Below are 12,664 nucleotides of genomic sequence, written 5' to 3' on the forward strand. Positions count from 1 at the left end.
ATTTGTTGCTCATCAATGGGCTGTTGAGTTAATAATAGAAAATAAGATTATACCGAGAGGAAGGGTTCCATGACGAAAAAAAATTGGTTAAAAGGATTACTTCTTGCGATATTAGTAGGTACCTTGTTGTTCATCAATCACAACTACCTAAATATCAGCCCAGAAGGAATTCGAGAATGGATTCTATCCTTTGGTATATTTGCACCCGTTATATACATCGTCTTGTATACGATTCGCCCGCTTATCCTTTTCCCTGCCTCTATTCTCTCTTTAGCAGCAGGACTTGCATTTGGGGCAATAGGGGGAACAATCTATACCATTATTGGTGCAACACTAGGAGCTATCGTATCTTTTCTGGTTGCAAAAAAATTTGGCAAACGAATCATTAAAAATCAAACTTCCAATGTTAGAGTCCAAAAGATTCAGTCGCAAATGGAGGAAAATGGATTTTTCTATGTTCTCTTACTTCGTTTAATTCCTCTTTTCAACTTTGACCTGATAAGTTACTTAGCAGGGCTTTCCAAGGTCAAGCTGTCCCATTTTATATTGGCTACAGTGATTGGGATTATTCCAGGTACTTTTGCTTACAATTTTCTAGGATCTAGTTTTGTCGGCGATAATAAACTTGTCATTATCCTAGCAGTTATCGTTTTTATTTTAATTAGTGTACTTCCATTAATTTTCAGTAAAAAGGTTCGTGGAAAATTAGGATTTACCAAAAATGGAGGGTGAGAGGTGAAGTTGAATCATGAAAAAGTATGATCTTATAGTCATTGGAGGAGGAGCTGGAGGATTAACGGTAGCCGCCGGTGCCGCTTCTTTAGGAGGAAAAGTTGCGTTAATTGAAAAAGAAGAGCAGCCTGGCGGAGACTGTTTACATTTTGGATGCGTTCCATCCAAGGCTCTAATTGAAATTGCAAACCGTATTAAAAGCGCCCGTACCCTTGAAGAGTTCGGAGTTCACGTTTCAGGGAATATTCAAATGGAAGCTGTCATGAAGAAAGTAAAGGAAGCAATTGACCATATTCAAGTACATGATGATGCCGATCGGTTTCGTAAACTAGGGGTTGATGTCTATATTGGAGTGGGGGCTTTTCACTCTAAGAACGAAGTCATTGTGAACAATAGTAACATTATTTATGGGAAGAGGATTGTCATTTCAACAGGGTCAAGGCCCTTTGTTCCACCAATTCCTGGTTTGAAAGAGAATGGATTTATCACCAATGAAACCATCTTCTCTTTATCCAAATTACCAAGAAGGCTATTAGTGTTAGGTGGCGGTCCGATAGGAATGGAAATGGCTCAGGCGATGGCAAGATTAGGAAGTGACGTAACAGTTGTCGAGAGGTCTGATGGTATTTTAGTAAAAGAGGACAAGGAAGTACAGCATCTCATGAAAGATGTTCTCTCTAAAGAGATGAAGCTAATCTATAATACTACTGTTAAATCTATTGAAGCTGGTCAAAATGGGAAAGTTGTTCACCTTTCCATGGAACCAGACAAACAGGAATTTTCTTTAGAAGTCGATGAAATACTGGTTGCAACAGGAAGAACACCTAATTCTGACAAACTTCAATTAAATAAAGCCAATGTACAAACGGATGACAGAGGGAATATTAACGTGAATGAACGCCTTCAAACAAATATCCCCCACATCTATGCCATAGGAGATGTAAACGGAACTTTACCCTTTACTCATGTAGCAGGAATGGAAGGCAAACAAGTCGTCCAAAACGCACTTATTGGATTAAGAAGAAAGATAGATTATTCTAATGTTCCATGGGTCACCTATACTTCCCCTGAAGTATTTCATCTAGGATTGACCGAAGAAGAAGCAAAAGAAAAAAAGCTGGATTATGATGCATATAAGGTGGATTTATCCGAAGTTGATCGATTCGTTACCGATCACCAGACCACTGGATTTGTAAAAATCATCACGGATAAAAAAGGCAAAATAATTGGCGCCCATGCCGTTGGAAACCATGCTGGGGATTGGATGCAAGAGGTTGTGTTTTCTAAACAGTTTAAAAAGAAAATCGGCAGCATCTCCAATGTCATTCATCCATATCCAAATCATAGTGCAGCGGTTCAACGGACTGCAGATGCCTTTTGGAGAAAAAAGCTGTTTGGTGGGTTTCTACCGAAAGTGATGGAAAAGTATATTAGGTGGTTTAGATAGTTCAAAGAGTAAGACAACCTGTCTTACTCTTATTTTAAACCCACTCCTCTTTGTAGTCCTTTATATAGTCCCTCATTTTCCTAGGCTTCATGTTCGTTATATCTTCATACTCATTAGTGATGCCCTTTGCCAGTCCAAGTTTAGTTGGGAAATGGATACCTATGACCACATTCACAAATTGTTCATTAGCACCTTTTTTCAGCATAAATTCTTTAAATTCCTTAACGGAAGGGTTAGTATATTGAATGTTTACATGCATCACATCCGTCATTATTTCAGCCACTTCATAAAAGTCCAACGCTACATCACCAGTAATGACGTATTTCTTATTTTGATGCTCTTCCGTATTCTGAAATGCTATAGAAGCTATTTCGGCAAGATCCCTCGTGTCTACGAAGCTCGTCTTACCTTTCCCGGCAGGTACAAATATTCGCCGGTTCTCTCTCAATTCTCCACCTAAGAAATCATTTAGATTTTGCATAAAATACCCAGCACGTATAAAAGTAAATGGAATTCCTGATTTTTTAATTAGTTTTTCATTTTTATAATGATGGATGAACGGCAAGAATTGTACATCTTTAACGGATAAATATACAATATGCTTTATTTTCTTTTGTTTTGCTCGATCCAAAAACTCTTCAAACTTAATATCATCCCCTGGTGGATAGATCAAAAATATTTTTTCTATTCCGCTTAAGGCATTATTAAAAGTGTCTGGATTGGTAAAATCAAGTAAGACAAAATCATATGTATCTTGGGCGTTCTTTACCCTGTCCAAATTTCGAACTGCACATTTAAAAGATAACCCTTTTGCTTTTAAATTTCTAGCTACCTCTTTCCCCACTTTTCCATTAAACCCTGTAACAAGTATGTTCATTGAATTCCTCCAGTGGATTTTTCAAGCCTTACAATGAATTTGTAAAATCCTAATAGAATTAAGAGCAAAATTACATCTTCAATCATGGAATATTGCAACTTCCACCATCCATATTTAAAATAACCTAATGGCTCAGGTAGAGCAGCAATAATCTCATAAATAATTATTAGGACAACCCAAGTACAGAAGTAGAGAAATTGTTTAGAAAACTTCCTATTAAAAGGGAAGTAATTTAGAAACAAGACATTTACAGGAGGAATTAAGACCGTATGGGCTAACAGACCCGCCCAATCAACTCCCTTATTAAAATACCAATATCCCCCATACTTAAATTCCACAATCAAATCGTGAGTTTGCTGGAAGGCAATCGTAAACAACCAAATGTGCACCATTTGATTTATAGATAATTTTTTATTTACTTTCCATGCAATTCCATTAAATAGGAGGATAGCTAGTATAAGTCCAATCATGATATATCCTTTTGGATGAGACATTGTTTTACGAGCTTTTATATGTTTATTCTCTGGAACCATCTCATTATTATGCATGACTTTAAAATGATTAATCATTATTGGTCACTTCATAAATTTCTGTAGTATACAGATACTAAGTTAGTCCTAATTCAAGAAGGGAATGAAAAGCATGAACACCCTCCAAAAGATAGATCAAATTAATGTACAGCAATCCGAGTTATATAATCAGATAATTGATTTGTGGTTTCAAGAAGTGTTATTTACCTGGCGCTGGTGGGTTGGTGTCGCCCTTACCTTCTTTTCCTGGCTTTTTTGGATTGTCTATCACAAAAAAGAAAGCAGATATCGATTATTAAATGCGGGCTTCTTTGTGATGACGGCTTCACTCATTTTGGATTCACTTGGTGTACAACTGGGCTTATGGTCTTATCGTTTTGAAGTGATACCATTCATTTTGGCTTATCTTCCTTATAACTTAGCACTCATGCCGGTGGTAGTAATGAGCTTAATCCAATTCAAACCGCACTTTTCTCCATTAATAAAATCTATCGTTTTTGGTGTATTGACTGCCTATGTAGGGGAGCCCCTTGTTTATTTCCTAAAAGTTTACAACCCATATAATTGGCAATATTTTTTCTCGGTACCAATATATATGCTAATTTATCTTATAGCGAATTGGCTAACAACTAGAGAGGCTTATGGAACTATCAAATGGTACTAGAAATTTTATGAATCCCTAAAAAGTAAATAAAAACTTACCATCAATAGGATAAGTTTCTTTTAAACAGGCTCTGTTAAACCATACTCTTGATTTTTGCAGTTACCTAGCTGTTGATTGGAGCAATAGGAGAAGACTCCTGAGGGAGATAGCGTCTTCAGGGGAGACCCCGCAGGCGCAAGCAAGCCGAGGAGGCTCCCCAAACGCCCCTAGGAAAGCGAAGCCTAGTGCGTAAATCAACAGCGATATTTAACAGAGCCTTTAAATAAGTATCTAATATTACTCACCAGCATCTCTAGGTGATTTTTGATATATTGGTGATTTGTTAAATAATCCTTTCTGTCCTGTCGTATCTATTGTAAAATCGACGGTTACATTAAAAATAGCCTCTTTGAATCCTTCTTCCTTCCATCTTAACGAATCAAAGAGTGTTTGATCCTTTATCCATATTTTCTGTCCCAGTAGCCATGGTTCCGCATTTGCATTTTTCATTTTTTCTATGGTTTGGATAATATCCGTTTTCAAATCTTGATTAAGTTTAGCCTCCAGCTTTTTGATAAAGTCTTTGGATGTTTCGCCAGCGGAAAGCTCGACAATGTTCCCTTCCCCCGAGACTTGAATATCGAAGGTTATAGGAGAGACCTTTTGAAATTCCACTTTACTTTCTAGCATTATTCTAGAAAGTGAGACAGATACTAGTTTTTCTTTTGATTCAATTTCTGTGACATAATTCATTTCTTCCACTTTTTCACCTTTTATCAACTGACTTGCTGCCACTTCATTTCCTAGCAATACTTCCACTAATGTGTCTTCTTTTAGCACTGCCATATTTTCAATAATTATCTCACTATCAATGGTTTGGGCAATAGGAATTATCGCTGATGAGGACACCGTGTTTCGATCCCGCCTATATTGAAAAACCCTCACTGGCTGTGATCGTGCAAGTTTTTTGTCAGCACGGAAGAACTGATTAACATACAATGCTGGTAACTTTACCAAAGAGGATTCTGTTTCTAAAAATTTGCTTGCTTCTTCATCTTTACTTATTAATAGAAATACTTTATTTCCTATGTCGGGAATTCTGTCCACCAAGTCTAACGAACCGTTGATGCTTGAAGCAGCAATTTTTTCTGAAATTACAATGACCTTAAGATGACCAAAAAATAACACATTCGGTGTTTTAGATTCTAGATTGCTCAGAGCTTCCCATACTGTATCTCCTTCACTCCACAGCACCTCAAACTCCTCTGACTTGGCAGGACTACCACCGTTTTGACCCTTTCCTAAAATCGGTAACTGTATGCTTATTTTATATTTCTTTTCTTCACCTTGATCAATAGATATTCCTAATACCATCCCTCTTTGGTCAATTTCTCGCATATCATTGCAACCGCTTAACATCAACAAAAAAGCCATCAACCATATTACTTTTTTGACAATCATGAAACCATCTCCCGAGAGTTACGGTGTTTAAGTAACACAAAGAGCAACAGGAGACAAGGAACTAGGAATGAAGCTACTATGACATTAACATTATAAACTTGCCATCCTTCTATAAATTGAAAAGGTACCCAGTTGGCATAGATAAAAAACAGTGGAGTAATGCATAAAATAAATTGTCCCCTTTTCACCTTGGGAAATAATTGTTCTAACAAATAGATGGAGAACCAATACAGAATACAGGCTACTTTAACAAAAGAAATGACCCAAAATCCTAAAAATAACAGGTCCATTCTTTCTAATAAGCCAGTACCAGGAGTTATGGATTGAACCAATGTAATAATCTCCAACAATCCCAATGGTCTGTCCTACAAAACTGGGTAACCTTAAACTTGCTTCTACTAAAACATCCAAAGCAAAAATCATCATTATTGCTTCCAAGTAAATAGGAAAAGGAATGTTATTTCTAGAATCCGCTATCGTTAAGGCCAATGTGGTAGGAAGCAGTTCTGGATGATACCCTACTAAAGACACGTATAGTGCTGGAAGAATGGTCGCTACTAATATGGACACAATTCTTAACATACGTATAAAAGAGTTATCCAATGCCATCCGAAAATTATCCGGACTTATTTCAATGAGATTAAACAAGGTCGCTGGCAGTACAACACTGAAAGTGGAATTATCTACGACCAACACAATCTTTCCCTGCGCTAACGCAATGGAGGTATAATCTGGTCTCTCTGTTTCATAAACTTGGGGGAAAATGGAAAGGGGATGATCTACTATTTTTTTTGCAAGCTCTCCCCCATCGTTTAACTGCTCCATAGTCAGATTTTCTAATCTACTAATAACAAGCTTCAGCAGATCCGGGTCGACATATTCATCTAAATACAATAGTCCTACGTGGGTGTGACTTAAAGTTCCCAATGTAAATTCTTTTAATTTCAGTCTTGGGTCCTTAATCAACTTACGAATAAGAGAGATATTTGTTCTGCTATCTTCAATAAAACCAATTTTCGGTCCATATACCTGGTACTGCGTTGTCGGCTCTGTTACGTTTCTTTGTTCTTTTTTCACATAATTCACTAAGAATGGTACTTCCCCTGGTAAATGAATGATTACATGCCCATCTAAGCATCCTTGAATACATGACTTCCAAGAATCTGCATGAAAGTATCCGATGCTTTGAATATGTTCCTTTAATGCCCCTACTTGGAGTTCATCCGAGAGTAGAAGTTGCTCTTCTAACTTAGTTACATCCGTTATTTCAGAGATGTAATAGATGAACATTCCTGATTCATCGCCTATAGAGATATACCTGGCTTGAAAATCACCTACATCTTCAAAAACATGTTTAATAATATCCTGAAAAGATTTTTGGTCTTTTGGAATGGTTGAATCATCTACTTGGATTTTCTTCTTCAAATATTCTTCATAGTTTGGCTTCATTACTGATTGGATCTGTTTGCTGCCCCGAGAAGGTCTCTTAGTAAACACACGATTACCTCATTCTTGTTAAGTCTCTGACTGATTAAATACTTTCGACTGTACTACGGAGTATTATTTTACTTATTCCTCTTTTTATTCAGGAAAGTGTTTGTAAATAAGGTGGGGATGGATTATGAGGGAATGTGCAGAAAAGCTAATAAAAAAAATGCACACATATGCATGCATTTTTTAGCTTCTTAGGAATCCTATGTAGCTTTTAACCAAACAGTAAAACCTTTCGTTTTTCATACTCTAAACTTCTCCCATCTAAGATGCTCCAAATCTTGTGAACATCTTACTTCCTTTTTAAACCATTCTAAATTTCCCGCAAACCTATCGGAGCATTCAAATTCAATTCTTGCAGCCTTTTTCCCTTGAACGCAACGGAGGTTTGCAAGAAACTTTTGCTTACCGTTTGGTTGGTCAATGCTTACACCAACATAAGGGAGTAACTCATAATGATACCCTTGTTCTAGGCTATCAAAATAATTACTGTTAACAATTTCTATAATTCTTAAATAATCCGTTTCATCAAGCCCCCACCTAATTACTATAGTACACTCAGGAAACATGACTTCAAGCTGAAGATGGCTTCCAAAACGGTCTTTGGAAGCTTGCAGGATTTTCAAGTTATTATGGTTTGCTTGGATGGCTTCCATATTAGTTTGATCCTCCGCCATCGCCTCCACCACCATGATTGTTAAATTGGTTAAACTGATATCTATTTGTTTCTGATTCAATATTTTGATTGCCTCTGTTCACATCCGGAACCGAGCCCATTCCTTTATTCTTTTTATCCATATAAATAGTAATTCCAATTAGTAGCACTATTGGTACGATGATAAATAACCAGATCATGTGAGACTCCTCCTTTGGATCTTATATATACTAATACGATTTTATTTATAAAAAGTTTCGTTTTTTTAATATTCTGTCATTTTATAGTTTATTCGTTGAAATCACTTCTATTAGACAGTTGAACCAGTATACGTGATACTTCAGGCGTATAGGGCCGTTCTATTAGACATTTTAACCTGGTTTCTTAGCGCTTCGGGCGTTTAGTATCGTTCTATTAGACATTTTAACCTGGTTTCTTAGCGCTTCGGGCGTATAGAACCGATCTATTAGACATTTCAGCTTCATTTCACAACGCTTCGGGCGTATAGAACCATTCTATTAGACATTTCAGCTTAATTCCAAAGCGCTTCGGGCGTATAGAATCGTTCTATTAGACATTTCAGCTTAATTCCAAAGCGCTTCGGGCGTATAGAATCGTTCTATTAGACATTTCAGCTTCATTCCAAAGCGCTTCGGGCGTATAGAATCGTTCTATTAGACATTTCAGCTTAATTCCAAAGCGCTTCGGGCGTATAGAATCGTTCTATTAGACATTTCAGCTTCATTTCAAAGCGCTTCGGGCGTATAGAACCTATAAAAAAGAGAGGCCCATCAACAGAACCTCCCCCACATCAATATCTTAACAAGTGAAAACATATAATCTTAGTTCCCATAACTCTCCTGATACGCAATTGAATCATCTTCCATCTCTTTTAACAACTCTACCCAATCTGTTTGGTCGATTAAATTACTTGGCAAACCAATAAAAGGGGACGTTGCATCATTCCACCCTTTTACTGTATCATGTATGCGGACTAAGGTCGCTTCCATTTCCTTAGGAAAAGTGACTGTATCCAATCTGTCCATGTCTTCTTCTAGCAAGGTGTCCTCCAAATATCTTAGCTCTCCTGCAATTAAATTAGCACTAGTCTTAGTCGCAAACTGTAACCCATCAGAATGCCTTGGATAAATCGCTTTGGCCAGCTTTTCTATTTCATAGCTAGCATCCTCTATAGTTTTGAAGCCATTCTTCAATTGAACCCATTGTGCGTAAGGAATTTCATTTTCATTCATAACTGTTTGCATGATAACCGAAGTAGTATTAGTCTCCAATTGGAGGTTCCCTACCATTTCCTTAAGGTGCGGTTCCAAAAAATCTTGTTGTTTATTCACTTCCACATGCTTCTGAAATCCATAGAATACAGCAATAACTAATAGAAACACCAAAATATAATACTGCTTGCTTGATTGTTGAAACATTTTTATTACCTCAAATCTTATCTAATAACGTTCATCCCTACTCCAAATTCTCAGGATATAGCTGATGCATATGTTTAACATAATTTCCGGTACTGTATCCTTCACCACCATTTCGATAGGTATGTTCAAGAAGGATATAATCACCGCTGCGATTCACTGCCTGCCATTGCATCATATAAGAATGGCTCGAAGGAATAAAACCTGTGTCAGCTGGATATGAATTAAATGATCCTATAACTTCTTCCCATTCAATTGGAACTTTTATATATCCATAACTTTCTTTTCCTAACTCTTTGGATTGTTTCATCTGGATCTTAGGATAATAAACTTCTACTTGATTCGTATCCCCTACCGACGTCACAGAATAATTCCGCTCCGATGTTAAATAAAACACCCATTCACGTACCTCGTCCTTGGGATGAACATTCCAATAAATATAAGAGTTCCCCTCATTTACTACTATTTGAGGATCAGAAGCAGTCGTTGCACCCACACATTCCCATTTCCAACCATTCCAAACCCAGATGCTAGAACCATAAGCCCCTTCATCTGAAAAAAGCGGAACAAAGTAAGTTTTCTCATCCAATTGAATTACATCTTGAACTTTCATTTCCTGAGTTAGGTAATCCATATTTTTAATGATTTCACCTTTCGAATAGAATGCTTTCGGTGTCATCGTTATGTACGTTATTATAATGCCTGCAATTAAAGCACCTACACTGAATAACAGGAAGATTGCTTTTCTACTCATTGAGCATTCCCCCTTTCTTCTAAAAAGGAAGCCGTCTTTGATTTATAGTAATGCTGCTTTTTCTTCGTGGTAACAAGCAATCCCTTACCGTCATGTTCCACATAAACTTGAATCTTCTCACCAGTTTTCGTTTTTACGCCTGTTAACAGGTAAGGAAATTTCTCTTGAATTTCGACTGGCACTTCACTCTCTGCTTCTGGCCACTTTTGCTCTCTGATTTCTTCATACCATTGAATGACGTTTGAGCTCTCGTATTTAAAAGTAGATAGGGAGTCATCAAACTTTTCTTCATTTATTGTCACATCTTCTCCAGAAGGATGAGTCACCAACAATTCCACTTCTGAAACATCTGTGAGATACGTCCGCACTTCATCTTCCGGATAAAACACAGCAGCTAATCCAATGGCAAGAAGAGCCGTCACTAAAAAGATGTAATTTCCCACAAATCCTGTCCAAGCATATTTTCGGTAAGCTTCCCAACGGTCTTTTCTATTCAATAGTCCATACAATATCCAAACTCCGAGCGGAAGAATGGCAATGGAATAAGGTTCATTAAACAGCGGAAAAGTGAATGAAAATGAAAATAGTCCTAACAAAACAGCAATGATTATTTTCCATATTCTCGGTCGTTTTTCCTCATTCTGCAGACGGTAAATACGAACACTAATCAAAGTAATAATTCCCTATGCAAAAATGACACAAATCAAATCGATAATATTCCCCTCATACTCCAAATAAAAATCCAATATTCACACTCCCATCCTCCTGTAAATCTCTCCCTATTATTCTACCATTAACTGTATGATGAACCCAATAACAGGAAATAAAAAAGGAACTCAATAAAGCCTTCGTTGAGTTCCTGATAAGTAATGAAATTTTACTTTACGAATAAACACTAGCACATGTCCCGGCAATCGGTTCGTAATAACAATGCTGCTTGAATTGACCGGAAAAAGGTTGGTTATACCAGGTTGGAGGACATGGAGCATAAGGATTGAAATACCATAATGCGTATTTTGCTGGATGTTCTCTCCAAGAAGTCAACGTCTTTCTAGCTAAGTTTTTTTCCACTGATCTTGCCCTGTTATAAAATAAATTACCCTTTTGAACCGCTTCAAATGAATAATTTCCGCCCTGCACTTGATAAATGACTTGTGGAATGGTTCTAACTTCTTTGAAATCCAAACAATCGGCTACTGCACGATTGGTTATAACATTTCCAACATAGAGCATACCTTGCTTGCCTTCACCTTCTGCTTCCGCTCTCATCATCCTTGCCACCAACGCTACATCTGATTCTGTAAACTTAACTCTAGCCATAATTTCACCTCAACACCATAGTATGAAAAAACGCCTAGATTGGTTTCTGATATTTTCAAAAACCGGTAATATTAGATTGGTTTTGCAGTTTGAATGGTGAGTTCCTTCTCTTCTAACAGATTTGTGACCCGTTCGAGCTTTAGCAGATGGTCAGGAGAAGAACCTGCTTTTGATATTAAGAATTTATCATCCTTACCTTTTCCTTTGCCTACATAAAACAATAAATTACGTTCTGTTTCAATGACGGTTAAGGATTGGTCAGCAGGAATTTTCATCTTTTCCTTACCGAGTATAAAGGAATCAAAACGAGGGTCAAACCCAACAAGATAGTTAGAATTGGAGCCAAAATATAACGAATGGAGTTTGTTGCTTCTATTCTCAATAATCTTCCTGAAGAATAAACGGATTAAAAAAAGAATGACATAGTACATGACAAATCCAATAATGACGGTAACAATATTCAAAATAAGAAATTGAGTGCCGTCTTGTGCGATCTGAAGGTTGGCGATAATGTTGTAGCCACAAAATAAAAAGAGTGCAACTAAGTTCCCCACAGTGGCCATCTTAAAAATTGATTTAAAATACGGCATGTATTGAAATAACTCGGTGTAATCTTTCTTTTCGATTGGAAATTGAAATGAGATGTTTTTTTTCAATGTGTACCTCCTGATGTTCAATGAAATGTCACCTTATGGGTAATTTGTAAATTCTAACTCCTGATCGATGATGATTCCCTGTTTTACATAACTGATCAGCTTAGCAGACTCTGCCTCCACCCGTTGCCTGCCATGTGGATTGAGGGACCAATTTTCTTCCCTTGTGGACTTATCGTTGATTGGACACAGGGAATAGTCGATCCAATCCGGCATATAGGTCTGAAGCGTGAGGTTTATCCGCCTCATATGGTAATGGCTTGTCACTACAAGCAGGCGGTTTATTTTATGTAGATAAAAAGCTCTGTCCAATACCAACAGGGACGCGAGTACGTTTTCCTTTGTGTGGAGAGACTGGTTTTCAATCAGGATATCGTTGGCCGAAACTCCAAGCTCCATGGCTTTTTCGGCAAGCCTCTGGGCTTCTGTCAAACCGGTATCATCCCAAACGACTCCACCAGAAAACAAAATCTTGCCAGCTCTTCCTTCCTTATAAAGCTGAACCGCTGGTGGTAAGCGGTACTCCACCGCCCTGCTGCTGCCTGCCACAAAAATGCATTCTCCGTTTTTGTTGTCGTCTTTTATATTTCTAAAAAGCAGGTCTGTCATCTGCTGGTCTGTCAGTTTACTGGAATCCAATTGTGAAATAAAAATCTTCATGCTTC

Annotated in this window: 15 protein-coding genes; 3 read left to right on the top strand and 12 right to left on the bottom strand. The window is 37.4% G+C overall.

Annotation, left to right across the window (positions count from 1 at the left end):
• Positions 1-69: 69 nt before the first annotated feature.
• Entirely contained in the window at positions 70-732 is a 663-nt protein-coding gene (locus tag FZC76_RS12815; RefSeq protein WP_148988579.1) for a TVP38/TMEM64 family protein, read from the top strand.
• Positions 733-748: 16 nt separating this feature from the next.
• Positions 749-2,179, top strand: coding sequence for a dihydrolipoyl dehydrogenase family protein (locus FZC76_RS12820; RefSeq protein ID WP_148988580.1), 1,431 nt, complete (start codon positions 749-751; stop codon positions 2,177-2,179).
• A 34-nt stretch (positions 2,180-2,213) separates the two neighbouring features.
• Here FZC76_RS12820 and FZC76_RS12825 read toward each other — a convergent pair whose 3' ends face one another.
• Positions 2,214-3,056 (bottom strand): SDR family oxidoreductase, encoded by an 843-nt coding sequence (locus FZC76_RS12825; protein ID WP_148988581.1) that lies wholly within the window; start codon positions 3,054-3,056, stop codon positions 2,214-2,216.
• Entirely contained in the window at positions 3,053-3,625 is a 573-nt protein-coding gene (locus FZC76_RS12830; RefSeq protein WP_316246612.1) for a hypothetical protein, read from the bottom strand. The genes FZC76_RS12825 and FZC76_RS12830 overlap by 4 nt, the downstream gene beginning before the upstream one ends.
• Before the next feature lie 73 nt (positions 3,626-3,698).
• Here FZC76_RS12830 and FZC76_RS12835 point away from each other — a divergent pair, with 73 nt between their 5' ends.
• The gene (locus tag FZC76_RS12835; protein WP_148988582.1) at positions 3,699-4,250 is read left to right on the top strand and encodes a CBO0543 family protein; all 552 of its coding nucleotides are present in this window, start codon (positions 3,699-3,701) and stop codon (positions 4,248-4,250) included.
• Between the two features lie 276 nt (positions 4,251-4,526).
• On the opposite strand, the gene FZC76_RS12840 is transcribed toward FZC76_RS12835, so the two are convergent.
• The 10 genes from FZC76_RS12840 to FZC76_RS12885 all read right to left on the bottom strand — a co-directional run bounded on the left by FZC76_RS12840 (position 4,527) and on the right by FZC76_RS12885 (position 12,659).
• Positions 4,527-5,690, bottom strand: a complete 1,164-nt coding sequence (locus FZC76_RS12840; RefSeq protein ID WP_148988583.1) for a Ger(x)C family spore germination protein — start codon at positions 5,688-5,690, stop codon at positions 4,527-4,529.
• A 246-nt stretch (positions 5,691-5,936) separates the two neighbouring features.
• Positions 5,937-7,187 carry a spore germination protein gene (locus tag FZC76_RS12845; protein WP_148988584.1) on the bottom strand — a complete coding sequence of 417 codons (1,251 nt, stop codon included), beginning with the start codon at positions 7,185-7,187 and terminating at the stop codon, positions 5,937-5,939.
• A 236-nt stretch (positions 7,188-7,423) separates the two neighbouring features.
• Entirely contained in the window at positions 7,424-7,858 is a 435-nt protein-coding gene (locus tag FZC76_RS12850; protein WP_262372582.1) for a hypothetical protein, read from the bottom strand.
• Complete coding sequence (locus tag FZC76_RS12855) at positions 7,839-8,036, bottom strand: hypothetical protein (protein ID WP_148988585.1); 198 nt, start codon at positions 8,034-8,036, stop codon at positions 7,839-7,841. The genes FZC76_RS12850 and FZC76_RS12855 overlap by 20 nt, the downstream gene beginning before the upstream one ends.
• Positions 8,037-8,678: 642 nt before the next feature.
• Positions 8,679-9,275: a hypothetical protein gene (locus FZC76_RS12860; protein ID WP_148988586.1), complete on the bottom strand. Its 597-nt coding sequence runs from the start codon at positions 9,273-9,275 to the stop codon at positions 8,679-8,681.
• Between the two features lie 37 nt (positions 9,276-9,312).
• Positions 9,313-10,026, bottom strand: coding sequence for a hypothetical protein (locus FZC76_RS12865; RefSeq protein WP_148988587.1), 714 nt, complete (start codon positions 10,024-10,026; stop codon positions 9,313-9,315).
• Positions 10,023-10,697, bottom strand: coding sequence for a hypothetical protein (locus tag FZC76_RS12870; RefSeq protein WP_148988588.1), 675 nt, complete (start codon positions 10,695-10,697; stop codon positions 10,023-10,025). Before FZC76_RS12870 ends, FZC76_RS12865 begins: the two co-directional genes overlap by 4 nt.
• A 211-nt stretch (positions 10,698-10,908) precedes the next feature.
• Positions 10,909-11,346 carry a cell wall hydrolase gene (locus FZC76_RS12875; RefSeq protein ID WP_148988589.1) on the bottom strand — a complete coding sequence of 146 codons (438 nt, stop codon included), beginning with the start codon at positions 11,344-11,346 and terminating at the stop codon, positions 10,909-10,911.
• A gap of 71 nt (positions 11,347-11,417) precedes the next feature.
• Positions 11,418-12,002 carry a hypothetical protein gene (locus tag FZC76_RS12880; protein ID WP_148988590.1) on the bottom strand — a complete coding sequence of 195 codons (585 nt, stop codon included), beginning with the start codon at positions 12,000-12,002 and terminating at the stop codon, positions 11,418-11,420.
• 33 nt (positions 12,003-12,035) lie between these two features.
• On the bottom strand, positions 12,036-12,659 hold the full coding sequence (locus FZC76_RS12885; protein WP_148988591.1) for a YdcF family protein: 624 nt from the start codon (positions 12,657-12,659) through the stop codon (positions 12,036-12,038).
• Between the last annotated feature and the right edge of the window lie 5 nt (positions 12,660-12,664).

The sequence above is a fragment of the Sutcliffiella horikoshii genome (assembly GCF_008180725.1).
Classification (GTDB): domain Bacteria; phylum Bacillota; class Bacilli; order Bacillales; family Bacillaceae_I; genus Sutcliffiella_A; species Sutcliffiella_A horikoshii_B.